This is a genomic window from Blautia sp. DFI.3.45 (genome assembly GCF_020593505.1).
Taxonomy (GTDB): Bacteria; Bacillota; Clostridia; order Lachnospirales; family Lachnospiraceae; genus Blautia_A; species Blautia_A wexlerae.
Genome location: NZ_JAJDMI010000031.1, coordinates 17,684 through 41,090, shown reverse-complemented (window position 1 = coordinate 41,090; position 23,407 = coordinate 17,684). Strand labels below are relative to the sequence as shown.

Below are 23,407 nucleotides of genomic sequence, written 5' to 3'. Positions count from 1 at the left end.
TTTGGCATATTCATGCCAAAACACCTCGCGGAATAGTGGTGTGTGAACAGTAACATGAGATCTAAAAAAATAAAGAAAATGTAAAAAGTACTTGACATAGCAGACTGAACATGGTATCTTATACAAGTACGTAAGAAAACAAAGCAGAGTTCCACTCTCACCTCAGCGCATTTAGTTTAGCGGCTTGGGTTTATATTGCACAGAGAAGGCTGATATTTAAGTTTGGCAGGAATAAGGAGATTGTTCCCCAGATTAAGAAGAAAAGATATCAGCAGTGTGATAGCGGAGTGTGGATTTTGTCCACGCTTTTTTTATGTAAATGAGGGCGACGAGAAGTCATTAGAATCTATCTAACAGGTATGGAGGTGCACTACAATTAGCAATTTAATGATTAACGAACAGATCAGAGACAAAGAGGTACGCTTAATCGGTTCGGACGGAGAACAGCTTGGAATCATGTCCGCGAAAGAAGCAATGTTCAAAGCTCAGGAGGCAGGGCTTGACCTGGTAAAAATTGCCCCGCAGGCGAAACCGCCGGTATGTAAGATCATTGATTATGGTAAATACCGTTATGAGCTTGCAAGAAAAGAAAAAGAAGCCAAGAAGAAGCAGAAGACCATCGATGTCAAAGAAGTGCGACTTTCTCCAAACATTGATACCAATGACCTGAATACGAAAGTCAACGCCGCCAGAAAGTTCCTCTCCAAGGGTGACAGAGTAAAGGTAACATTACGTTTCCGCGGAAGAGAAATGGCACATATGGCAAGCAGCAGACATGTGCTTGATGATTTTGCAAAGCAGCTTGCAGATGTGGCAACAGTGGAGAAGGCACCGAAGGTTGAAGGCAGAAGCATGACCATGTTTTTAACGGAAAAACGTTAAATATAATAGAGATACAGTTTAAGGAGGAATTAACAATGCCAAAAATTAAAACTTGCAGAGCAGCAGCAAAGCGTTTCAAAAAAACAGGTACAGGAAAATTAGTAAGAAATAAAGCTTATAAGAGCCATATCTTAACAAAGAAATCTCAGAAAAGAAAAAGAAATCTGAGAAAATCTACTGTTGTTGATGCTACTAATGTTAAGAGCATGAAGAAAGCATTACCATATTTATAAGAAGCATTTATTCATTGAAGATAGACAAACAGGAGGAAATTTAAGAAATGGCAAGAATTAAAGGCGGATTAAACGCAAAGAAAAAACATAATCGTACATTAAAACTGGCAAAAGGCTACAGAGGAGCCCGTTCCAAACAGTATAGAGTTGCTAAACAGTCTGTAATGAGAGCACTTGCTAGCTCCTATGCAGGAAGAAAGCAGAAAAAACGTCAGTTCAGACAGCTCTGGATCGCTCGTATCAACGCAGCAGCAAGAATGAACGGATTATCCTACAGCAAACTGATGCACGGACTGAAAGTTGCAAACATCGACATCAACAGAAAGATGCTTGCTGAACTTGCAGTAAACGATGCAGAAGGATTTACAGCACTTGCTGAGATCGCTAAAAAAGCAATTGCATAATTGTCGGTTTTAGAGAGACATAAGATTTGATAAATTAAATCAGAATTTTGAGGTACACATAGAAATTGTTACGGTTTCTGTGTGTACCTTTTTTAATGCATTTTTCGATGAATGGGATAAAATTGCGTGCGCGGTACGGTCAAGTGTCCATGAAAGACGGAAAAATCTTAAATTTCCATAAAGTTTTTCTTGCATGGTCAAATATATGGTGATATAATTCAAAACAGCAACATATTAAAGTGTCAGTGGAAGCCAAAGCCGGCTGGGAACCCAGTTGGCTTTTTGTTACTTTTCAGTTCCTCTACATAATAAATGAACCTGCGGAATCTGGTGAAAATGATATACCGGGTGGAATGAATGGTAACGGAAGCTAATCTTATGAGCCGTAAGAGGGACGAAAGGACTGACAAAATATAAGGAGGATTTATTATGAAAAACCTGAAAAAAATCATCAGTGTTACTGCGGCAGCAGCAATGGTAATGTCAACAGTTGCACCTGTATCTGTATTTGCAGACGATGCTACATTTAAGATCGGTGGAATCGGACCTGTAACCGGAGCAGCAGCAATCTATGGACAGGCTGTAAAGAATGCAACAGAGCTTGCAATCAATGAAGTAAACGAAGACGGCGGAATCAACGGATATCAGGTAGAGTTCAAATTTGAAGATGATGAAAACGATGCTGAGAAAACCCTGAACGCTTACAACGCATTAAAAGACTGGGGAATGAACATCCTGGTTGGTACAGTTACTTCCACACCTTGTGTAGCTGTAGCAAATGAAACAGCAGCAGACAATATGTTCCAGCTTACTCCATCCGGATCTGCAACAGAGTGTGTTGCTAATCCGAACGTATTCCGTGTATGCTTCTCTGACCCGAACCAGGGTACTGCAGCAGCTCAGTACATTGGAGAGCATAAACTTGCTACAAAAGTAGCTATTATCTACGATAGCTCTGATGTATATTCATCAGGTATCACACAGAACTTCACAGCAGAAGCAGCTAATCAGGGTATTGAAATCGTATCTTCCGAAGCATTCACTGCTGATAACAATAAAGACTTCTCCGTACAGCTTCAGAAAGCAAAAGACGGTGGTGCTGAATTAGTATTCCTTCCGATTTATTATACAGAAGCTTCCCTGATCCTTGCACAGGCAGACAGCATGGGATTTGAAACTAAATTCTTCGGATGCGACGGTATGGACGGTATCCTTGGTGTAGAAAACTTTGATACATCTCTTGCAGAGGGGCTGATGCTTCTTACACCATTTGCAGCAGATTCTACAGATGAGAAAACCCAGAACTTTGTAAAAGCATACAAAGATGCTTACAAAGACACACCAAACCAGTTCGCAGCAGATGCTTATGATGCAGTATACGCAGTCAAAGCAGCAGCAGAAAAAGAAGATGTAAAAGCAGACATGGATGTTGCAGATATCTGTGCAGCACTTGAAAAAGGCATGACCGAGATCACACTTGAAGGTGTTACAGGTGACGAGATCACATGGACAGAAGACGGTGAGCCGAACAAAGCTCCGAAAGCTGTAGAAATCAAAGATGGTGCTTACGCAGCAATGGAATAATGAAATTGAAATAACTGAAAAGATTTCATAAGAAATAAAATGCGATTGTTCCTGGAGTGGACAATGGTTGCATGCCAACGGGGCTGTCTGAATTATGCAGACAGCCCTGTTGCCTAATACGTTATTACATTAATGCGTTAATGACAGATTTACTTTTGGCAAAATAAACAAGACAGATTTCGCTAAAGGCAAATCTGCCAGTTTTACACACAATAAAATTATTTAAATATAAGAAAGGAAAGACTTCTATGAGTAGTTTTATATCATATCTTATCAGTGGTATCAGCCTCGGAAGTGTATATGCGATCATCGCCCTTGGTTATACCATGGTATACGGAATCGCTAAAATGCTGAACTTCGCTCATGGAGATGTTATCATGGTCGGCTCTTATGTAGTTTATGTCGCAGTCAGCGGCATGGGATTAAATCCGATTTTAGCCATCCTGCTGTCCATTATCATCTGTACACTCATGGGCGTTGTGATCGAAGGCGTTGCGTATCGACCACTGCGTAATGCAGCTTCACCTCTGGCTGTTCTGATCACAGCAATTGGTGTCAGCTACCTGCTTCAGAACGTGGCCCTTCTGATCTGGGGAGCAGATACCAAATCATTCAGTAACGTGATCAGTCTTCCATCCCTGAAACTTGCAGGTGGTTCTATCGTGATCACTGGTGTAACCATCGTAACCATTATCGGTGGTATCCTGATCATGGCAGGTCTGATGCTCTTTATCAGCAAGACAAAAACAGGGCAGGCAATGCTTGCCGTATCTGAGGATAAAGGCGCTGCCCAGTTAATGGGTATTAACGTAAACAAAACAATCTCCATTACTTTTGCAATCGGTTCCGGACTTGCAGCAATCGCAGGTGTGCTTCTCTGCTCTGCATACCCGTCTTTGACACCATATACAGGTGCTATGCCTGGTATCAAAGCATTCGTTGCAGCTGTATTTGGCGGTATCGGATCTATCCCGGGAGCCTTTATCGGAGGTGTTGTTCTGGGTATCCTGGAGATTTTTGGTAAAGCTTATATCTCTTCACAGATGGCTGATGCCATTGTATTCGGTGTTCTGATCGTAGTTCTGGTTGTGAAACCTACCGGTATTCTTGGTAAGAACATTCAGGAGAAAGTGTGAGGTGGCAGACATGGAAAAGAAGAAATTAAACAAAACAACAAAAAGCAATCTCATTACATACGGAATGGTTCTTGCAGCATATCTGATCGTACAGGGAATGATCGCAGGGAATCTGCTTTCCAACCTGATGCAGGGTCTTCTGGTGCCTCTTTGTGTATATATTATCCTGGCTCTTTCCCTGAACCTGACGGTTGGTATTCTGGGTGAGTTAAGTCTTGGACATGCCGGATTTATGTGTATCGGTGCTTTCACCAGTGCAGCATTTACAAAGGCAACTATGGATACATTTACGAATGCAGGACTTCGTTTCTTCGTTGCTCTGATCATCGGAGCTGTATGTGCAGGTATCTTTGGATTCCTGATAGGTATTCCTGTACTTCGTCTGAAAGGTGACTACCTTGCTATCGTAACACTGGCATTTGGTGAGATCATTAAGAATATCATCAATGTGCTTTATGTAGGAATTGACAGCAACGGAATCCATTTTTCCATGAAAGACCAGATGTCTCTTGGAATGGAGCCTGGTGGAAAAATGATCATCAGTGGTGCCATGGGTATCACAGGTACACCGAGACAGTCAACCTTTACTATAGGTGTGATTCTGATCTTGGTTACTTTATTCGTAGTTCTGAACCTGATCAATTCCAGAGACGGACGTGCGATCATGGCAATCCGTGATAACCGTATTGCAGCGGAGTCAATTGGTATTGATATCACAAAGTATAAACTGAAAGCATTTGCAATCTCAGCAGCATTAGCCGGTATCGGCGGTGTGCTTTATGCTCATAATCTTGCAACTTTAACAGCACTTCCGAAGAACTTCGGTTATAACATGTCTATCATGTTCCTGGTATTCGTAGTTCTCGGTGGAATTGGAAATATGCGTGGTTCTATTATTGCGGCAGTGATTCTGAACCTTCTTCCTGAACTTCTGCGTGGACTCAGTGATTACCGTATGCTGTTCTATGCAATCGTGCTGATCGTAATGATGCTGATCAACTGGGCACCTAAGGCAATCGAGATGAGAGAGCGTCTTTTCAGTAAATTTAAGAAAAAGGAGGCATAAGCTATGGCATTGCTGGAAGTAAATCATTTAAATATTTCATTCGGCGGTCTTCATGCAGTGGATGATTTCCATGTCTCCATCGAGAAAGGACAGCTTTATGGTCTGATCGGTCCGAATGGTGCCGGTAAGACTACAATCTTTAACCTTCTTACAGGTGTGTATAAGCCGGACGAGGGAATCATCAATCTGGACGGACAGGATATCACCGGAAAGAGTACCATTGATATCAACAAGGCGGGAATCGCCAGAACATTCCAGAATATCCGTCTGTTCCATCAGATGAGTGTGCTGGACAATGTAAAGGCAGGACTTCACAATCATGATAAATACAGTCTTTTTACAAGTATTGTACATACTCCGAAATACTTTAAGGTTGAGAAAACCATGAATGAGGAAGCAATGAAGCTTCTTAAAGTGTTTGATCTGGACAAAGAGGCAGATATCCTTGCATCCAACCTTCCTTATGGTAAACAGAGAAAGCTGGAGATTGCCAGAGCACTGGCAACAAAGCCGAAGCTTCTTCTTCTGGATGAGCCGGCTGCAGGTATGAACCCCAATGAAACTGAGGAACTGATGGATACCATCCGTTTTGTTCGTGATAACTTTGATATGACCATTCTTCTGATCGAGCATGATATGAAGCTGGTTTCAGGTATCTGTGAGGAGCTGACTGTACTGAACTTCGGTCATGTTCTGAGACAGGGCAAGACTTCAGATGTGCTCCATGATCCGGAAGTTATCAAGGCATATCTTGGAGAATAGGAGGAGAGACAGATGGCATTACTGGAAGTACAGGACATACAGGTTTATTATGGAATGATTCAGGCATTGAAGGGTGTTTCTTTCTCTGTAAATGAAGGTGAAGTTATTGCTCTGATCGGTGCAAACGGTGCAGGTAAAACAACTACCCTGCATACAGTGACAGGGCTTCTCCGGGCAAAATCAGGACATATTATTTATGACGGACAGGATATCACAAAGGTTCCGCCTCACAAGATCGTAACAATGGGTATGGCACATGTTCCGGAAGGAAGACGTGTGTTTGCAAATATGACTGTTCTTCAGAATCTGAAGATGGGTGCTTTTACAAGATCTGATAAAAATGAGATTGATGCGACCATTGAGAAAGTATATAAACGTTTTCCGCGTCTGAAGGAACGTCAGAATCAGACTGCAGGTACCTTAAGTGGTGGTGAGCAGCAGATGCTCGCCATGGGACGTGCGCTGATGAGCCAGCCGAAGATCATTCTGATGGACGAGCCGTCCATGGGCCTTTCACCGATCTTTGTAAATGAGATCTTTGATATCATTAAAGAGGTAAGTGAGAGTGGAACAACGGTTCTTCTGGTTGAGCAGAATGCGAAGAAGGCTCTTTCTATTGCTGACAGAGCTTATGTCCTTGAGACCGGAAGGATTACACTGGAAGGTAAGGCAAGTGATCTTCTTCATGATGAATCTGTTCAGAAAGCTTATCTTGGAGAGTAAACAGGAGGGATTTTATGGAGAATTTTGTAATTACCATTGCGAGACAGTATGGAAGCGGCGGACGTACCGTCGGTAAGATGCTGGCAGAGAAACTGGGAGTTTCTTTCTATGACAAGCAGATCATTCAGATGGCTTCTGATGAGAGCGGGATTGATGTGAAGCTTTTTGGACAGGTGGAAGAAGGCTCCAGTGTGAAGGCATCTCTGTTTAATAAGACAGGGTTATATAAAGGAGATCTGATCGCACCGGATCAGAAGGGGTTTGTTTCTGATGAGAATATTTTTAATTATCAGGCGAAGATTGCAACGGATCTGGCAGAGAAGGAATCCTGTGTGATCGTTGGGCGTTGTGTGAATTATGTGTTTAAGGACAGACCGAATACTTTGAGAGTGTTTGTTCATGCACCCTGGGAGTTTCGTGTGGAGAAGTCCAGAGAGAAGATCAGCGGCAGTGATGAGGAGATTGAGAAGTTTCTTCGTAGGGATGATAAGAGAAAGCAGGATTATTATCGTAAATTTGCCGGTGGGGACTGGAGTGATGCGACGAATTATGATCTGTGTCTGAATGCAGGAAAGCTTGGATTTGAGAAATGTGTGGATGCGATTTTGGCGCAGATGAACGTTATGGGAATTAAATGATGAAAAGGGCAGTCTCTCTTTGGAGGCTGCCCTTTTTGGGATTAAGACTGGGATTTGATTTTGTTTTGGTATTCTTTTAAGGTTTTTTCGTAGCCCATTTCTGAGAGTTCGTAGAAGTGTTCTCCCTGGATTTCGGTGGGGAGGTATTGTTGGTGTACGTAGTGGTTTGGGTAGTCGTGGGCGTATTTGTAGCCGATGCCGTGGCCCAGTTTTTCGTGGCCGCCGTAGTGGGCGTCCTGGAGGTGTGGCGGGACTGTGGTTTTTGTGCGTTTGACGGAGTCCATGGCAGCGAAGATGGCGTTGACTGCGGAGTTGCTTTTGGGGGCGCAGGCCATGTAGGTGACTGCCTGGGAGAGGATGATCTGGGACTCGGGCATTCCTACGCGTTCTACTGCCTGGGCTGCGGCGACTGCTACACAGAGGGCCTGTGGATCGGCGTTTCCGATGTCTTCGGAGGCGAGGATCATGATTCTTCGGGCTATGAATTTGACGTCTTCTCCGGCGTAGAGCATTTTTGCAAGGTAGTAAACTGCTGCGTCAGGGTCTGAGCCACGCATGCTTTTGATGAAGGCGGAGATGATGTCGTAGTGGTTGTCTCCGTTTTTGTCGTAGCGGACGACGCGTTTCTGGATGCACTGAGATGCCACATCCAGGGTGATGTGGATGAGACCGTCTTCGCTACGGGGGGTAGTGAGGATGCCCAGTTCGATGGCATTGAGGGCATTTCTGGCGTCGCCGCCTGCCATGTCTGCAAGGAAGTCGAGGGCGTCTTCATCTATCCGGGCTTTATAGTTTCCCATTCCTTTTGTTTTGTCGTTGACTGCGCGAAGGATGAGTTCTTTGACTTCGGAGATCTCCAGGGATTTCAGTTCGAAGATGATGGAACGTGAGATTAAAGCAGCGTTGACTTCGAAGTATGGATTCTCTGTTGTGGCACCGATGAGGATGATGGTTCCGTCTTCTACGAATGGGAGGAGATAGTCCTGCTGGCCTTTGTTGAAGCGGTGGATCTCGTCTATGAAGAGGATTGTTTTTTTGCCGTACATACCCAGGTTTTGCTGGGCTTCTTTTACAACTGCTTCCATATCTTTTTTGCCTGCTACAGTGGCGTTGATCTGGGTGAATTCTGCACTGGTAGTGTTGGCGATTACTTTTGCCAGGGTGGTCTTGCCGGTTCCGGGAGGACCGTAGAAGATGACGGAGGTCAGCTTGTCAGCTTTGATAGCCCTGTATAATAAGGTGTTTTTTCCGATGATGTGTTGCTGTCCTACAACTTCATCCAGAGTTGTGGGGCGTAGTCTGGATGCCAGAGGGGCTTCCTGGTCCAGGGTTTTTGATTTGGCGTATTCAAATAAATCCATAGTTTTTTCTCCATAGAATATGATGATAAAACAGTCACATTTCATTTCGTGTTTATAGTAACATAAAACATTTCTGACAAATTATAGCAAGTCTCTTAATCAATATACATTATTTACGAGGAGTGCTATAGAACGTATATTTGTTTTAGTATAACGTATCCCTGTTTTTTTGTAAAGATTAGGAAATAAAAAGGAAGAGCATTATAAGAGCTCTTCCATTATTTTTCCGTATATTTCCTGGTAATGTGTGGACCATTTTTTACAGATCGACTGTGCTGCCTCAAGGTTAGGAGCTGCGATGTTCAGGTCGATGAGGGAGTTGCCCTTTTCGATGAGCTGGCATCTTACAGAATAGGTTCCCTGTTTGGTGATGTAATAATCGGCAGGTGTGACGATTCGCTCCTGGGCTTTGAAGCCGGTGGATTTCAGGTATTCCCTGACTTCCTGTTTGATCTCAGGAGAGAGATCTTTCTGGAAAAAGGAGAGAGTCTTTATGCCATCTTCGGTAATCCGGTAATGGGAGACATTGGAACGGGTGTCCATGGTGATCAGTTCTGCCTCTACCAGTTCTGAGATTGCCTGCTGGAGATGGAAATAGTTTGTATATTCCCGGTCCAGGATAAATTCCGAAATCTGCGAATTTGTCAGGGTATTTTCGGTATTCTGAAGCATGTATAACACGATTAATTTGTAAACTGTGAATGGTGTTGCCATTTTATCCCTCCTTTGCATAGAGTAGCAGAGAAGCTTTTAGTGTGAAAACAGTCTTCCCTGGTAGCTTTGTTCTTCTTTCATCCTGTGATGCAGCATATTTAATACCTCACGTTTACGGCTTGCCCACAGTGGTGCGATCAGCAGATCTTTGGGGCCGTCGCCTGTGATGCGGTGTATAACCATATCCGGTCTGAGATGTTCCAGACAGTTTATAAGGAGAGAGATGTATTCATCCCGTTCGTAAGTCTGAAACAGTCCTTTCTCGTAATCTGCTGCCAGATCAGTGCCGCGAAGCACATGAAGTAACTGCAGTTTGATTCCCTGAATATCCATATGGTTGAGATATTCCATAGTTTCCAGAATATCTGCTGTGTTTTCACCGGGCAATCCGAGGATTGTATGCACGATTACTTCGATATTTTCTTTTCGCAGGCGTTTTACGGCATCATCAAAAACGCAGAGAGGATATCCCCTTCGGATATACCTGGCAGTGGACTCATGGATCGTCTGAAGTCCAAGTTCAATCCAGACAGGTTTCTGTTTATTTAACCGGGACAAAAGTGCCACGATTTCAGGACTGAGGCAGTCTGGTCTGGTGCCGATGGAAAGAGCAACTATCTTTGGATGAGAGATTGCTTCTGTAAAAATTTTCTCCAGATATTCCACAGGTGCGTAGGTATTTGTGTACGCCTGGAAATAGGCAATATATTTATGAATCGGACGTTTCTGTGAAAGGATACTGATCTGGCTTTCTATCTGGTCAGTGATGGAAAGTGCGGCATCTGCAGCGAAATCTCCGCTTCCTCCTGCGCTGCAGAAGATGCAGCCGCGGGTTCCGATCTTACCGTCCCTGTTGGGACAGGACATGCCGCCATTTAGCGTGACCTTATAAACCTTTTCTCCAAACCGCTCTCTCAGCATATAGTCCAGAGAGTGGTATGGTTTCTCTCCCCATTTGGTCATACTGTGTGATTATTTTCTGTTGATGAAGTTTCAGCAGAGTTTCCGTTCTGAAGGTCTGTATCCTGGGTATCTGCATCAGCCGGAATATAATTATCAAAAATCTTTACCAGAAAATGTCCGTTGATAAATGCCTCCAGTGCAAATCCAAACATGCACAGAAGCATGATGGCCATGGACTGTATGCGGAAACTTTTAATAAAAAACACGCCTGCAGGTAACAGAGTGATGACTGCCATCAGGACTGTATACGGAAGATGACGGATAGCCATCAGGAATGCATTGCGGAAGGTGTTTTTGATGGAGTTGTAGAATTTGGCAAGCACCGGATAAATATACAGAAATACCATCATATAAAGGATACCAAATGCAAAGAAAACGATATACAATACCTGAGACATTGTTCCGCTGATATTACCTACAATACGCAGATCCATGTAAAGGATAGCTGCAACTGCAAGCATGATAAGATTGATGACAGTTGCCTGTTTGAAGTTCTGCTTAAAGGATTTGAAGAAGCTTCTGATAATATAAGATTCTTCGTTACGTGCCATTTTCAGTGTGACATAGTGGAGTGCAGTCAGTGACGCACCAATAGTCACGATTGGCAGACAACAGATCAGAAAGACCACATTAAGCATAATAAGATCAGCCACGCGTCCCATGACGGTGAAGAATTTGTTGTCCATGTTAAATAGTCTGTCCATTCGTTTAATTACTCCTTTTGTATATAATGATGTACAGCATACTCTGCGGATAATCCTGCTACAGAGAAATCTGTACAAGCTTTGTATAACAGTATAACGAATCAGGCAGGAAAAAGCAAATCTTTTATGTGAGCAGGAGCTGGTCTGCAGTGACAAAAACATAGCCTTTTTCAGTAAAAAGATCAGCGATTTTCAGGGCTGCATCCACAGATGTCTGATAGCCGTCATGCATCAGGATGATAGAACCGTCATGAACCTGTTTCTGGGCGATAGACAGGATAGAATCAATGTTTTTGCTTTTCCAGTCCAAGGTGTCTACATCCCAGAATACGGGAAGCATGGTGACAGAAAGTTCCATATCCTTGATCCATGCGCCGAAAGGCGGTCGTACATAAGAAGGGTAAATTCCGGAAGCTTCATAGATTCTGTTATTTGTTTTTTCAATTTCCAGTCTGGCTTTCTCCGCCGGTATCTTGTCAAGCTGTACATGATCCCAGGTGTGATTTCCGATAAGATGTCCGTCTTTTCGCATTTGCAGGAGTATGTCTTCGTTTCCTTCAATGTTCTCGCCTATCAGAAAGAAAGATGCCCGGATGTTTCTTTTTTTTAATCCATCCAGAAGCATGGGGGTATACCGGGCATTAGGACCGTCATCAAAGGTCAGTGCGATTCTGGGAGGTTCTTCGACGGGAAGCCCGGCGGTGGTGTCAGTTGAAAAATTCTCAGAAGCTGTAGCTTTTGCAGATGCCTGTTTTACAAGGGAAAGCATACCGGGACCTGCCAGTGAAGTAAGGAACTGTGTGCGTCTGTCAGCAGAGGAAAAGAGCAGGAAAAAAATTATGCATAATATTTCAAAAAATATTAAAGTCCGCTTCATGCAAAGATACTCCTTATAAATTATCAAAAATACGCAGATATGGATGTTAATATGTTTTGGGGAGATTGTGGGATAGTTATAAGCTGATGTAATAGTATATGAAATAAAGAAAGAAAAGATGTAGGGAGTCTGTCAGGGGAGTGATGATGTCTCAGTATTCTGAGGTGTAAAATACTTGCGGGATGTTAGGGAATGGTCGTATAATTAGGGATAAATATTTGTCGAAGTGAGGAGAGGTTTGTTATGAGATATAATTCTGTGCTGGATCTGCATACGCATACTGTGGCCAGTGGGCATGCTTATTGTTCTCTGAGGGAGATGGCGAAGGCAGCTTCTGAGAAGGGACTGGAGGTTCTGGGGATTACGGAGCATGCGCCGAGTATGCCGGGGACGTGTCATAAGTTTTATTTTAATAATCTTAAGGTTGTGCCAAGGGAGATGTACGGGATTCAGTTGCTGTTGGGATCTGAGGTAAATATTCTGGATGCGCAGGGAACAGTGGATCTGGGACAGCATACGCTTTCCAGTATGGACGTGGTTATTGCGAGTCTGCATACGCCGTGTATGAAGCCGGCATCTAAGCTTGAGAACACAGAAGCCTATCTGAATGTGATGAAGAATCCATATGTAAACATTATCGGACATCCGGATGACGGGAGATATGAGATTGATTATGAGGCACTGGTTCAGGGAGCGAAGGAATACGGGAAGGTTCTGGAACTGAATAATCATTCTATGGATTCAGAATGTACCCGTGAGAATGCTGTGGAGAATGATACGGTGATGTTGGAACTGTGTAAGAAATATCAGGTTCCGGTGGTGATGGACAGTGATGCTCATTTTGATCTTCTGATCGGGGAGTTTGATCTGGCGAGAGATCTGCTGGAGAAACTGGATTTTCCGGAAGAGCTGGTTCTTAATCGGTCTGCGGATGCAATAAGGAAGCATGTGAATCGTAAGTTCTGATAAACTGAGAAGCAGTTATTTGGTGTAGAGCTGTGCCACAAAGAGGATGATTTTATCGGCCTGACTTTTCGAAAAAGGTTTTTGCGAGAAAATTAAAAAATCTGTGATTTCTTTTGGGTTAAAGGCTTGCTTCCTATAATTTAACGTGGTAAAATATCACTGTTAGAAATATAACACGGACATTTTAAAGACAAATGTCCGCCCAGTGAAGTACAGAGTTCTAAAAGGAGCATGAAAATGAGTAAAAAAATCAGAACAGAGGCTGTAGATCAGCTTTTTGAAGCGATTTTATGCCTGAAGGATAAAGAAGAGTGCTATACTTTTTTTGAGGATGTATGCACGATCAATGAACTTCTTTCCTTATCACAGCGTTTTGAGGTTGCCAAGATGCTGATGGACAAGAGAACCTATCTTGATATTTCGGAGAAAACCGGAGCTTCCACAGCAACGATCAGTCGTGTGAATCGTTCATTGAATTATGGAAATGACGGATATGAGATGGTGTTTTCAAGAATGGCAGAGAAGGAAACTAAAGGGGAATAAGATAGCGGAAGGCTGAATAAATGCAGTGCTATTGTGGGGCAGGTGAAGATCACCTGCCTTTTTTGTATAGGGAGTTTTCGGATAAAAGAGAAGTCCGATTATTCCTCTTCTGGGAGAGTGTTGTGCAGGCTGAGAAAATGCTGCGAAGGATCAATCTATAAAAGTCGAAAATGAATATTATATAGTCAAATATGCAAACTATGCGGATTGGTATAATGTTATAATTTTGTTTATGAAAGATAACTGGCTGTTGGCAATATCGTATAAGATATTTTTATGAAAAAAGTCATATATAAAGTATTTTGCTGGAAGTATTTTACAAATGCATGGCGAAATGTAATATTGCAGGCAGAGAGAACAGTTATAAAAAAACAAATCATGAGGAGAACATAAGAGTATGAAGGCATTTGATTATTCACTGGTAAAAGATCCACAGTATTTCTGCGATAACCGAATGGAAGCTCATTCAGATCATGTATATTATAGAGATGGGAATGAAATGCAGGCTGCTGTGCAGGATGGAACAGAAACTTCTTTCCGTTACAGTCTGAACGGTTTATGGAAGTTTCATTATGCGCGTAATTACAAAAGTACAGTTCAGGGATTTGAAAAGGAAGATTACTGCTGTTATGACTGGGATGACATTCATGTACCTGCACATATCCAGATGGAAGGATATGATGCACCCCAGTATGCCAATGTCCAGTATCCATGGGAAGGTCATGAGGAAATTTATCCCGGTCAGATTCCGGAGAGATTTAATCCGGTTGCAAGCTATGTGAAATATTTTACAGTGCCGGAACATATGAAGGGAAAGAGGTTGTTTATTTCTTTCCAGGGAGCAGAGAGCGGACTTGCACTGTGGCTGAACGGAGCCTTTGTTGGCTACAGTGAGGATTCTTTCACCCCATCTGAATTTGAACTGACAGATTATCTTAAAGATGGGCAGAATAAGCTGGCAGCACAGGTATTTAAATGGACCTCCAGCAGTTGGTGCGAAGATCAGGACTTCTTCCGTTTCTCCGGAATTTACAGAGATGTGTATCTTTATACAGTTCCGAATACCCACGCATATGATCTACAGATCCGTGCAATCCCGGAAGAGAATCTGGATGTAGCAGATCTTGAAATTAAGGTAAAGACATGGGGAAAAGGAAGCATTGCTTTCAGGCTTGAGAAAGATGGAGAATGTGTGCTGGAAGAGAAAAAATCTCTTACAGAAGCTGGAAATGAAGAAGCCGATGCAGAGGCATTTTATATTCAGAAAACAAATAGCAGCAAGACTGTACAGAACAGTTTTATATGGAAAATCAATAATCCAAAATTATGGAGTGCAGAAGATCCGCAGCTCTATGATCTTACAATTGAACTTTATGACGAAGCAGGAAATATTCAGGAAGTGATTCCTCAGAAGGTTGGATTCCGCCGTTTCGAGATGAAGAACGGCATTATGACTCTGAACGGAAAGCGTATCGTGTTTAAGGGCGTAAACCGTCATGAATTCAGTTCTGTCAGCGGCAGACATGTATCAGAGGAAGAACTCCGCAAGGATCTTCGCATTATGAAGCAGAATAATATCAATGCCATCCGTACCTGTCATTATTCGGATACATCACTGATCTATCAGCTTTGTGATGAATATGGTATTTATATGATCGATGAGACAAACCTGGAATCCCATGGTTCCTGGGATGTGGCGGAATTTACAAAGGATTATACTCATGTTGTTCCTCACAACAAACCGGAATGGCTGGATATGATGCTTGACCGTGCCAACTCCATGTATCAGAGAGACAAGAATCATCCGGCAATCCTGATCTGGTCCTGTGGAAATGAATCTTTTGGCGGAAAAGATATCTATGAAATGTCTCAGCTTTTCCGTAAGAATGACTCTACCCGTCTGGTACATTATGAGGGACTTTTCCATGACCGCAGTTATAATGATACCAGTGATATGGAAAGCCAGATGTATCCGTCTGTAGAAGCAATCAAAGAGTTTCTGGCAAAGGATGACAGTAAACCGTTTATCTGCTGTGAGTACACACATGCCATGGGAAATTCCTGCGGTGCCATGCACAAATATACTGACCTGACAGATACAGAGCCCAAATATCAGGGGGGATTTATCTGGGATTACATTGACCAGTCTATTTATAAGAAAGATCGCTATGGAAAAGAGTTCCAGGCATATGGCGGCGATTTCGGAGAACGCCCTACAGACTATAATTTCAGTGGTAACGGAATCGCATATGGCGGTGACAGAGAGCCATCTCCGAAGATGCAGGAAGTGAAATTCAATTATCAGAATATTACAGCAGAGGTGACAGCTGATACAGTAAAAGTGATTAACAAGAACCTCTTTGTAAATACAGATACTTTTGACTGTAAGGTAATACTTGCAAAGAATGGAAAAGTGATTTGTACAGAAGCACTGGAAACAGCAGTTGAGCCATTGAGTACGAAAGAATATAAACTGCCTTTTGAAAAGGCTGAGGCAGCCGGAGAATATACAATTACTGTTTCCTTCCATCTGAAAGAGGAAGAAATATGGGCACCTGCAGGCCATGAGATTGCGTTTGGACAGTATGTATATCAGGTGAAAGAGGATGTTCCGGATGGAAAATCAGATTCAGCAGAAACAGCGATTACAGCGGAAAAAGATGTATGTGTATCAGATGCGTTTGTAAAGAAGCCACAGATCATCCGAAGCACACACAACATTGGTGTCCGCGGTGAGCACTTCGAAGTAATGTTCTCCGTCCTCAATGGTGGTCTGGTTTCTTACAAATATGCGGGCAAAGAGATGATCGAGGCAATCCCGAAACCAAACTTCTGGCGTGCACCAACAGATAATGACTGTGGGAATCTTATGCAGATGCGCTACGCACAGTGGAAAATTGCCAGCATGTATTTAAGCCACAAAGAATATAGAAAAGGTGCATATGGCCCATCCAATTTACCACAGGCAGAAGAAACAGACCACTCTGTAAAAGTAACATTTACCTATCTGATGCCAACCACACCAGCCAGTGAGTGTCAGCTCACCTACGAAGTATTCGGCGATGGAAAAGTGAAGACAACTTTAACTTATGATCCTGTAAAAGAACTTGGTGATATGCCGGAATTTGGGGTGATTTTCAAATTCAATGCAGATTACGACAATGTTCAGTGGTATGGACTGGGCGAAGCTGAGACCTATGCAGATCGCAAAAAAGGTGCAAAACTGGGCATTTACCAGAATAAAATTGTGGACAACATAGCAAGATACATGGTACCGCAGGAATGTGGAGCAAAAGAGGAAGTACGCTGGGCGAAAGTCACAGATCGCAAGGGCAGAGGAATGTACTTTGAAATGGATGGAGAATCAATGATGTTCTCTGCACTCCCATACACTCCACATGAGATGGAAAATGCCATGCATCCATATGAACTCCCACAGATTCATTACACAGTAGTACGCGTAGCCAAAGGCCAGATGGGAATCGGCGGCGACGACAGCTGGGGAGCATATACCCATCCGGAATATCTGCTGAATGCAGACGGAAAGATGGAGTTCTCCTTTAGCTTTAAAGGAATTTAATATAGTTTATTTGTTTTGAAAAGGGGCTGTTTCAGACAGTCCCTTTAACTATTATAGATAAATAGACAACAAAAAATGATATTTATAGCATTGAAAATGTGATATGATATACAAGTAGATTTTGATTTATAATGCAGGGTGAAAACGTGGGTATTATAGTGGTTTAACGATTCTCAAAAGTCGGCGATCGATAATGAAAAGGAGTAACATTAAATGATAGATATATATACAAATAAGATTAATTCAAAAGACTGGATACTTCAAAACGACCTGTACTTTAATCTGAACACAGGTAATGAAGAAATGTCACAAAAAGAAATTGATTTAATCTGGCAAATAGATGAGGCAAAGCTGACTCCGGACAAGCATATAGAAACAAAATATGGATTGGGTACAATACGTAATTTATCATCAGGCTGCAAGACACTGATAAATATTGTAAAACACCCTGATAAGGTGGTAAATGTCGAGGAATGTGGTCCGAATGTGTTAAGGATCATTTTTACTATGGAAAATATAAAGATTTATATGTCAAGACCGACACTTTTTGATATCCCGGACAATGCAAAAATCCGATTTAATAATTCTGATATAGTTATCGGCGGGAGAGGCTATAATGCCTGGTGGAGTAAGGAGTATGAAAGGAGAGAAGCAGATGATTTATAAGAACATTACTTTTAAAGCAGATCCATTTTCATACGACTTGGAATTTGAGGATAGAATTACTCTTGTTGGCGGAGACAGCGGTACCGGTAAAACAGTCCTTTATGAAATGCTGGAAGATATAAGACTAACAGACGAATACAAGGCTATAAAATTATTTAACTATAAATCAGATGATTTTTTAAAAGCAATAAAACAGTGCCGGGATAGTTTCATTGTGGTAGATAATGCAGATTACTTGATTAATGATGATATCAGGAGATTCATTAATTTTGAGTTCTCAAATCAGTATATGCTTTTTCTGCGAAATTGTGACGGACTCAATGTATCTGATAAAAGTTTTAAGGTGCTGAAGTTTGATAACAACAGAATAACACTGGAAGAGGAGCTGTGATATGAGATATTTATGGACGGAGGATACTGGTGCAGGGCTTCACTTCTGGAAATTAGTTAACAAGTTTTTCTTTGATAATGAGCTTGTAGTCGAAAGTAAAGGAAGCAATCAGGGATTACTGGATGCGGTAATAGACTTGGACATTAAAGATGACGATAAATACTACGTTGCATTTGATTATGTGGTTGATAATCAGGATATTCGTAACAAGTATCGTATGTTGAAATTAATAACAGATAAGTCGGAAGGAAAAATTGTAATTCTGGATATGATTTGTTTTGAATATCTGATTCTTGCATTTGACAAGCTAATAGCATGGACAGGCACCGGAAAGACAGATAAAATCAAAATTCGTGAAGAAGTCTTGGCAGCAGTTGAAAATCATAGAATCAATTTATCAAAGATTGATGACGAGAAGACATTGCAGTATATAGCATGTTTTAAAAGATATTCTACAGAACGAGTGATGAAGTCATTGGCAGGCGAATTTACACAAAATGAAAAGTGGTCTGTTAAAGGGACTCTTATGGGTGAATGCTGGTATAAAAATTGCTGTGTGTCGGAGCATCCAGATAGTCTTAGATGTGGTAAGCCTGAGATTGAGGATGGGGATGAGAAGATGAGGATGCTGATACAGTCTGAGAAGGTGCAAAATGTGATTTGCAAAGTTGCAGATTAGAGTAGGATTTAATAAAAGTGAAGATTTGAAAACTGTACGAAAAGGGAGAAATTATCTTATGTATCAGGCAGATGAAAAACGTTATGAAACTATGAAATACCACCGCTGTGGTGCCAGTGGGCTGATGCTGCCGGAGTTATCTCTGGGGTTATGGCATAATTTCGGAGACACCGGTGTTTATGAGAATATGAAGCAGATGTGCTTCACAGCATTTGATAATGGAATTACACATTTTGACCTTGCAAACAACTATGGCCCACAGCCTGGAAGTGCGGAGGAAAATTTTGGGAAAATCCTGAGAGAGGAATTTTCTGCATACAGAGATGAGCTGATCGTCAGCACAAAGGCGGGCTATGATATGTGGCCGGGACCTTATGGAAACTGGGGAAGCCGTAAGTATCTGATCGCCAGTCTTGACCAGAGCCTGAAACGTCTTGGCCTAGATTATGTAGATATCTTTTATCATCATAGAATGGATCCGGAGACGCCTCTGGAGGAGACCATGGAGGCTCTTGCACAAATTGTCAGAAGCGGAAAGGCATTGTATGTTGGAATCTCCAACTATGATGGTGAGACAATGAAACGCGCTGCAGATATTCTGGAAGAACTGCATTGTCCGTTTATCATTAATCAGAACAGATATAATATCTTTAACCGTACCATCGAGACAAATGGCCTGAAACAGGCTGCAGCAGAGAGGAAAAAGGGAATTATTGCATTTAGCCCGTTATCCCAGGGAATGCTCACAGACCGATATCTGAATGGAATTCCAAAGGACAGCCGTGTCAACACAGACGGACGTTTTCTCCATGCAGATCAGTTCAGTGAGGAACGTCTTAACAGTATCCGCAGTCTGAATGCAATTGCAGCAGAGAGAGGGGAAAGTCTTGCTCAGATGGCACTGAAATGGATTCTCCGCGACGGAATCGTAACCAGCGTTCTCATCGGGGCATCCCGTCCGCAGCAGATTCTTGAGAACCTGAAAGTGCTTGACAGTGCACCGTTTAGTGAAGAGGAATTAAAGAAGATTGATGAGTGTTCACTGGCATTATAATAAACATCCACTTGACAGACTGTTTTCTTAAATGATATGAAAGAGTAATGTAATCTGAATTGCATTATTTTCTGGAATTATCAGCGAATAACAGATATGCGGAAAGGAAAATTATGATTATTTATCACGAAAGTTCAAAGACATTCCATTTATACAACAATAACATCAGTTATATTATGACCGTACTTCCAAATGGACATCTTGGAAATCTCTATTTTGGGAAAAGAATCCATGACAGAGAAGATTTTTCATATCTTCTTGAGATGAAGCAGCGACCAATGACAGCCTGTGTTTATGAGGGAAACCGCAAATTTTCGCTGGAGCATCTGAAACTGGAATATCCGGTGTATGGTAGTTCTGATTACCGTTATCCGGCAATGGAGATCCTTCAGGAAAACGGCAGCAGGATTTCTGATTTTACTTATGTAAGTTATACAATTGCAGCTGGAAAACCAAAACTTCAGGGACTTCCGGCTACGTATACTGAGAAAGACGAAGAAGCCCAGACCTTATGTGTAAAATTGAAAGATGAAGTAACAGGAATTGTATTGGAATTGCTTTATACTATTTTTACACAGAGGGGAATCATCACCAGAAGTGCCAGATTTACAAACGAGGGTACATCATCAGTACATCTGTTAAATGCAATGAGCCTCAGCCTTGATCTGCCGGACAAGGATTATGTGTGGATGCAGTTTTCAGGTGCGTGGTCCAGAGAACGTCATGTGAAAGAACGCAGATTAGAGCAGGGAATCCAGTCTGTGGGAAGCATCAGAGGAAATTCTTCCCATGAACATAATCCCTTTATTGTGCTCCGACGTCCGTCGGCAACAGAAAATGCAGGAGAAGTGATGGGATTCAGCCTGATCTACAGCGGAAATCACAGAATGCAGGCAGAGGTGGATACTCATGATACAACCCGCATCACTGTGGGAATCAATCCGCAGAATTTTGACTGGAAGCTGGACTGTGGTGAGAGCTTTCAGACTCCGGAAGCAGTAGTAGTATTTTCTGATAAGGGTCTGAATGGAATGAGCCAGACCTTCCATAAATTATATCAGAAGAGACTGGCAAGAGGTTACTGGAGAGACCGTCCCAGGCCAATCCTGAACAATAACTGGGAAGCTACTTATTTTGATTTTACAGAGGACCGTCTGGTGGAAATTGCTGCAAAGGCAAAGGAATGTGGTGTTGAATTATTTGTGCTGGATGACGGATGGTTCGGTGCACGAAGCAACGATTATGCAGGACTTGGTGACTGGGTGGCAAACAGAGAGCGTCTTCCGCAGGGAATCAAGGGAATCGCAGACAGGATTGAAGAGATGGGTATGAAATTTGGTCTGTGGTTTGAGCCGGAGATGGTGAATAAGGATTCCGACCTTTACCGTGCACATCCGGACTGGATCCTGCAGACACCCCAGAGGCATTCCTGTCATGGCAGAAATCAGTATGTGCTGGACTTCTCCAGAAAAGAAGTGGTGGACTGTATTTATGAGATGATGTACAAAATTCTCTCAGAAGCAAAGGTTTCCTACATCAAATGGGATATGAACAGGAGTATTACGGAATGTTGTTCAGCTGCACTTCCTGCAGACCGTCAGGGAGAAGTGTTCCACAGATATATTCTCGGAGTTTATGATCTGTATGAGCGGTTAAATACTGCATTTCCGCAGATTCTCTTTGAGTCCTGCGCAAGCGGTGGCGGACGTTTTGATCCGGGAATCCTTTATTATGCGCCACAGGGATGGACCAGTGATGATACAGATGCGGCAGAGCGTGTGAAAATCCAGTACGGCACAAGCATGTGTTATCCGGTAAGCTCCATGGGAAGTCATGTTTCTGTAGTACCAAACCATCAGTTAAACCGCAAAACTCCGTTACATACAAGAGCAAATGTAGCTTATTTTGGAACTTTCGGATATGAGCTGGATCTGAATAAACTGTCTGATGAGGAAATCAGTGAAGTAAAACAGCAGATTACCTTTATGAAAGAATACAGAGAACTGATTCAGTTTGGAACTTTTTACAGACTGAAGAGTCCTTTTGAGGGCAATGAAACAGCGTGGATGACAGTCAGTGAGGACAAAAAAACAGCGCTGGTATTCTGGTACAGGGAAAGAAATGTAGTAAACGCAGATTTTACCAGAGTGCGGCTTCAGGGACTGGATCCGGATCTTATCTACAGAAATGAGTATAATGAAACAGAAAACTACGGGGATGAGCTGATGAATCTGGGACTGCTCACCACAGACTGTACAGCAGGTGAACCTACAAGTGAAGACGAACCATGCACAGACTATGAGTCCAGAATTTATGTTTTAACTGCAAAATAATAACCGAATCAGGTAAGCTCCTTATGGAGGTTGCGAAAAGCAATAGACAGAAATAAAAAATCAACAAAAAGCAGGCAGAACGATCACACGGGATCGTCTACCTGCTTTTCGTTAAATTTATCCATCATTTCTTTATGGGTCTTATAATTCTTCGGACTCATTCCAAACTTCTTCTTAAAAGCCTTGGAAAAAACAAGCTGGTCTTCATAGCCCACATTATTAGCAATCTCTTTAACAGACAGACTGGTACTGACCAGAAGACTGGCTGCTTTATGCATCTTATAATCAATGAGGAAGGTCTGTGCGGACATTCCAAGCTCTTTCTGAAAGGAACTGTTCAGATAGGCACGGCTGATTCCGATATTATCTGCAATATCAGAAATCCCGATTCCCTTTTGATACATATCTTTAATATATTTAATGGCAAGCTCCACGTAGACACTGGTGCTGTAGACATATTTGGCATTTTTTTTGTTCTGTGCAGACTGCTTTTCATGAAAGCCGGCAAGCTCGGCTAACAACAGGATCAGATAAGCCTGGCGCCTTAGATCATTGGCTTTGGAAAGCTGCTTATGATTCAGCATATAATCGATGTGTTTCAGGATTATTTTCTGATCCGGTGCAGGAAGTACCAATTGATTTTTGGAAAATCCACATTCTTTTACCATTGAGTGAGCTCGGATTCCGCGAAAACCAATCCAGGCATAAGTCCAGGGATTGGTTTCATCAGCACCGTATGTGACTGGTTCATTTGGATAAATTACAAACATCTGTCCGGGAGTAAGGCTCCAGGTCTGACCTCCGGCAGAATAGAATCCGGTACCGTCCAGCACAAAATGGATGATGAACTCATCTCTTGGCATGGAACAGATATGTCCGGGCGGGCAGTGTTCTTTGCCCGTATGGATTAGACTGATATCAAGGGAGCCTTCTTTCAGATTTTCAAGACAGCGGAAAGTAGCGCTGTCCGTATATTTTACATCTGGCATTTGGGTAATTCCTTTTTCTATTTTCTTTGATTGCAGATATTGTTGATATAAAGACATAAGGACTGATATCCTGCAAATACGCATAAATTCAAGTCGTTGTTGACATTTTACCATAAATTCAGCGTTTTTTCCATAACGATTATGACATAAATTCATTTC

General features: G+C 42.3%; 23 protein-coding genes. 17 read left to right on the top strand and 6 right to left on the bottom strand.

Annotation, left to right across the window (positions count from 1 at the left end):
* Positions 1-387: 387 nt before the first annotated feature.
* From infC to LJE09_RS11570, 9 genes are all read left to right on the top strand, one after another.
* Positions 388-882 carry a translation initiation factor IF-3 gene (gene infC, locus LJE09_RS11610; protein ID WP_008706524.1) on the top strand — a complete coding sequence of 165 codons (495 nt, stop codon included), beginning with the start codon at positions 388-390 and terminating at the stop codon, positions 880-882.
* Between the two features lie 35 nt (positions 883-917).
* Positions 918-1,115: a 50S ribosomal protein L35 gene (rpmI, locus tag LJE09_RS11605; RefSeq protein ID WP_008706525.1), complete on the top strand. Its 198-nt coding sequence runs from the start codon at positions 918-920 to the stop codon at positions 1,113-1,115.
* Positions 1,116-1,162: 47 nt separating this feature from the next.
* On the top strand, positions 1,163-1,519 hold the full coding sequence (gene rplT, locus LJE09_RS11600) for a 50S ribosomal protein L20 (RefSeq protein WP_022380175.1): 357 nt from the start codon (positions 1,163-1,165) through the stop codon (positions 1,517-1,519).
* Between the two features lie 429 nt (positions 1,520-1,948).
* A complete protein-coding gene (locus tag LJE09_RS11595) occupies positions 1,949-3,103 on the top strand; it encodes an ABC transporter substrate-binding protein (RefSeq protein ID WP_020993610.1) in 1,155 nt (384 codons plus the stop codon).
* 248 nt (positions 3,104-3,351) lie between these two features.
* The gene (locus tag LJE09_RS11590; RefSeq protein WP_008706530.1) at positions 3,352-4,239 is read left to right on the top strand and encodes a branched-chain amino acid ABC transporter permease; all 888 of its coding nucleotides are present in this window, start codon (positions 3,352-3,354) and stop codon (positions 4,237-4,239) included.
* Between the two features lie 10 nt (positions 4,240-4,249).
* Entirely contained in the window at positions 4,250-5,305 is a 1,056-nt protein-coding gene (locus tag LJE09_RS11585; RefSeq protein WP_020993609.1) for a branched-chain amino acid ABC transporter permease, read from the top strand.
* A gap of 3 nt (positions 5,306-5,308) precedes the next feature.
* Positions 5,309-6,067, top strand: coding sequence for an ABC transporter ATP-binding protein (locus LJE09_RS11580; protein WP_025578122.1), 759 nt, complete (start codon positions 5,309-5,311; stop codon positions 6,065-6,067).
* Positions 6,068-6,079: 12 nt separating this feature from the next.
* Entirely contained in the window at positions 6,080-6,790 is a 711-nt protein-coding gene (locus LJE09_RS11575; RefSeq protein ID WP_020993607.1) for an ABC transporter ATP-binding protein, read from the top strand.
* 14 nt (positions 6,791-6,804) lie between these two features.
* Positions 6,805-7,428: a cytidylate kinase-like family protein gene (locus LJE09_RS11570; RefSeq protein ID WP_008706532.1), complete on the top strand. Its 624-nt coding sequence runs from the start codon at positions 6,805-6,807 to the stop codon at positions 7,426-7,428.
* Between the two features lie 41 nt (positions 7,429-7,469).
* Here the strand turns inward: LJE09_RS11570 and LJE09_RS11565 are convergent, their stop codons facing one another.
* The 5 genes from LJE09_RS11565 to LJE09_RS11545 form a co-directional block, all read right to left on the bottom strand.
* Positions 7,470-8,789, bottom strand: a complete 1,320-nt coding sequence (locus tag LJE09_RS11565; protein ID WP_195277530.1) for a replication-associated recombination protein A — start codon at positions 8,787-8,789, stop codon at positions 7,470-7,472.
* Positions 8,790-8,990: 201 nt separating this feature from the next.
* Positions 8,991-9,503, bottom strand: a complete 513-nt coding sequence (locus LJE09_RS11560; RefSeq protein WP_008706534.1) for a DUF4364 family protein — start codon at positions 9,501-9,503, stop codon at positions 8,991-8,993.
* A 36-nt stretch (positions 9,504-9,539) separates the two neighbouring features.
* Positions 9,540-10,466, bottom strand: coding sequence for a TIGR01212 family radical SAM protein (locus LJE09_RS11555; protein WP_055052676.1), 927 nt, complete (start codon positions 10,464-10,466; stop codon positions 9,540-9,542).
* Entirely contained in the window at positions 10,463-11,170 is a 708-nt protein-coding gene (locus LJE09_RS11550) for a YesL family protein (RefSeq protein WP_215679962.1), read from the bottom strand. The genes LJE09_RS11555 and LJE09_RS11550 overlap by 4 nt, the downstream gene beginning before the upstream one ends.
* Before the next feature lie 124 nt (positions 11,171-11,294).
* Complete coding sequence (locus LJE09_RS11545) at positions 11,295-12,047, bottom strand: polysaccharide deacetylase family protein (protein ID WP_227311353.1); 753 nt, start codon at positions 12,045-12,047, stop codon at positions 11,295-11,297.
* A gap of 243 nt (positions 12,048-12,290) precedes the next feature.
* On the opposite strand from LJE09_RS11545, the gene LJE09_RS11540 reads away from it, so the two are divergent.
* From LJE09_RS11540 to LJE09_RS11505, 8 genes are all read left to right on the top strand, one after another.
* A complete protein-coding gene (locus tag LJE09_RS11540) occupies positions 12,291-13,013 on the top strand; it encodes a phosphatase (protein WP_227311352.1) in 723 nt (240 codons plus the stop codon).
* A 237-nt stretch (positions 13,014-13,250) separates the two neighbouring features.
* Positions 13,251-13,556 (top strand): YerC/YecD family TrpR-related protein, encoded by a 306-nt coding sequence (locus LJE09_RS11535; RefSeq protein WP_008706557.1) that lies wholly within the window; start codon positions 13,251-13,253, stop codon positions 13,554-13,556.
* Between the two features lie 397 nt (positions 13,557-13,953).
* Positions 13,954-17,136 carry a glycoside hydrolase family 2 TIM barrel-domain containing protein gene (locus tag LJE09_RS11530; protein WP_227311351.1) on the top strand — a complete coding sequence of 1,061 codons (3,183 nt, stop codon included), beginning with the start codon at positions 13,954-13,956 and terminating at the stop codon, positions 17,134-17,136.
* Positions 17,137-17,349: 213 nt separating this feature from the next.
* Entirely contained in the window at positions 17,350-17,802 is a 453-nt protein-coding gene (locus tag LJE09_RS11525; protein ID WP_026648228.1) for a DUF4869 domain-containing protein, read from the top strand.
* Complete coding sequence (locus LJE09_RS11520; RefSeq protein WP_226852626.1) at positions 17,774-18,193, top strand: ATPase; 420 nt, start codon at positions 17,774-17,776, stop codon at positions 18,191-18,193. The genes LJE09_RS11525 and LJE09_RS11520 overlap by 29 nt, the downstream gene beginning before the upstream one ends.
* 1 nt (position 18,194) lies before the next feature.
* Positions 18,195-18,872, top strand: a complete 678-nt coding sequence (locus LJE09_RS11515) for a hypothetical protein (RefSeq protein ID WP_055058616.1) — start codon at positions 18,195-18,197, stop codon at positions 18,870-18,872.
* Between the two features lie 58 nt (positions 18,873-18,930).
* Positions 18,931-19,926, top strand: a complete 996-nt coding sequence (gene mgrA / locus LJE09_RS11510) for an L-glyceraldehyde 3-phosphate reductase (RefSeq protein WP_025578098.1) — start codon at positions 18,931-18,933, stop codon at positions 19,924-19,926.
* Positions 19,927-20,039: 113 nt separating this feature from the next.
* A complete protein-coding gene (locus tag LJE09_RS11505; protein WP_255601802.1) occupies positions 20,040-22,259 on the top strand; it encodes an alpha-galactosidase in 2,220 nt (739 codons plus the stop codon).
* 83 nt (positions 22,260-22,342) lie between these two features.
* On the opposite strand, the gene LJE09_RS11500 is transcribed toward LJE09_RS11505, so the two are convergent.
* Positions 22,343-23,248 carry an AraC family transcriptional regulator gene (locus LJE09_RS11500; protein WP_227311350.1) on the bottom strand — a complete coding sequence of 302 codons (906 nt, stop codon included), beginning with the start codon at positions 23,246-23,248 and terminating at the stop codon, positions 22,343-22,345.
* Between the last annotated feature and the right edge of the window lie 159 nt (positions 23,249-23,407).

What these genes read in the sequence shown, in the direction of transcription:
- infC (WP_008706524.1), top strand. Translation starts at nt 388, where the DNA reads ATGATTAACGAACAGATCAGAGACAAAGAGGTACGCTTAATCGGTTCG.
- rpmI (WP_008706525.1), top strand. Translation starts at nt 918, where the DNA reads ATGCCAAAAATTAAAACTTGCAGAGCAGCAGCAAAGCGTTTCAAAAAA.
- rplT (WP_022380175.1), top strand. Translation starts at nt 1,163, where the DNA reads ATGGCAAGAATTAAAGGCGGATTAAACGCAAAGAAAAAACATAATCGT.
- LJE09_RS11595 (WP_020993610.1), top strand. Translation starts at nt 1,949, where the DNA reads ATGAAAAACCTGAAAAAAATCATCAGTGTTACTGCGGCAGCAGCAATG.
- LJE09_RS11590 (WP_008706530.1), top strand. Translation starts at nt 3,352, where the DNA reads ATGAGTAGTTTTATATCATATCTTATCAGTGGTATCAGCCTCGGAAGT.
- LJE09_RS11585 (WP_020993609.1), top strand. Translation starts at nt 4,250, where the DNA reads ATGGAAAAGAAGAAATTAAACAAAACAACAAAAAGCAATCTCATTACA.
- LJE09_RS11580 (WP_025578122.1), top strand. Translation starts at nt 5,309, where the DNA reads ATGGCATTGCTGGAAGTAAATCATTTAAATATTTCATTCGGCGGTCTT.
- LJE09_RS11575 (WP_020993607.1), top strand. Translation starts at nt 6,080, where the DNA reads ATGGCATTACTGGAAGTACAGGACATACAGGTTTATTATGGAATGATT.
- LJE09_RS11570 (WP_008706532.1), top strand. Translation starts at nt 6,805, where the DNA reads ATGGAGAATTTTGTAATTACCATTGCGAGACAGTATGGAAGCGGCGGA.
- LJE09_RS11565 (WP_195277530.1), bottom strand. Translation starts at nt 8,789, where the DNA reads ATGGATTTATTTGAATACGCCAAATCAAAAACCCTGGACCAGGAAGCC.
- LJE09_RS11560 (WP_008706534.1), bottom strand. Translation starts at nt 9,503, where the DNA reads ATGGCAACACCATTCACAGTTTACAAATTAATCGTGTTATACATGCTT.
- LJE09_RS11555 (WP_055052676.1), bottom strand. Translation starts at nt 10,466, where the DNA reads ATGACCAAATGGGGAGAGAAACCATACCACTCTCTGGACTATATGCTG.
- LJE09_RS11550 (WP_215679962.1), bottom strand. Translation starts at nt 11,170, where the DNA reads ATGGACAGACTATTTAACATGGACAACAAATTCTTCACCGTCATGGGA.
- LJE09_RS11545 (WP_227311353.1), bottom strand. Translation starts at nt 12,047, where the DNA reads ATGAAGCGGACTTTAATATTTTTTGAAATATTATGCATAATTTTTTTC.
- LJE09_RS11540 (WP_227311352.1), top strand. Translation starts at nt 12,291, where the DNA reads ATGAGATATAATTCTGTGCTGGATCTGCATACGCATACTGTGGCCAGT.
- LJE09_RS11535 (WP_008706557.1), top strand. Translation starts at nt 13,251, where the DNA reads ATGAGTAAAAAAATCAGAACAGAGGCTGTAGATCAGCTTTTTGAAGCG.
- LJE09_RS11530 (WP_227311351.1), top strand. Translation starts at nt 13,954, where the DNA reads ATGAAGGCATTTGATTATTCACTGGTAAAAGATCCACAGTATTTCTGC.
- LJE09_RS11525 (WP_026648228.1), top strand. Translation starts at nt 17,350, where the DNA reads ATGATAGATATATATACAAATAAGATTAATTCAAAAGACTGGATACTT.
- LJE09_RS11520 (WP_226852626.1), top strand. Translation starts at nt 17,774, where the DNA reads ATGAAAGGAGAGAAGCAGATGATTTATAAGAACATTACTTTTAAAGCA.
- LJE09_RS11515 (WP_055058616.1), top strand. Translation starts at nt 18,195, where the DNA reads ATGAGATATTTATGGACGGAGGATACTGGTGCAGGGCTTCACTTCTGG.
- mgrA (WP_025578098.1), top strand. Translation starts at nt 18,931, where the DNA reads ATGTATCAGGCAGATGAAAAACGTTATGAAACTATGAAATACCACCGC.
- LJE09_RS11505 (WP_255601802.1), top strand. Translation starts at nt 20,040, where the DNA reads ATGATTATTTATCACGAAAGTTCAAAGACATTCCATTTATACAACAAT.
- LJE09_RS11500 (WP_227311350.1), bottom strand. Translation starts at nt 23,248, where the DNA reads ATGCCAGATGTAAAATATACGGACAGCGCTACTTTCCGCTGTCTTGAA.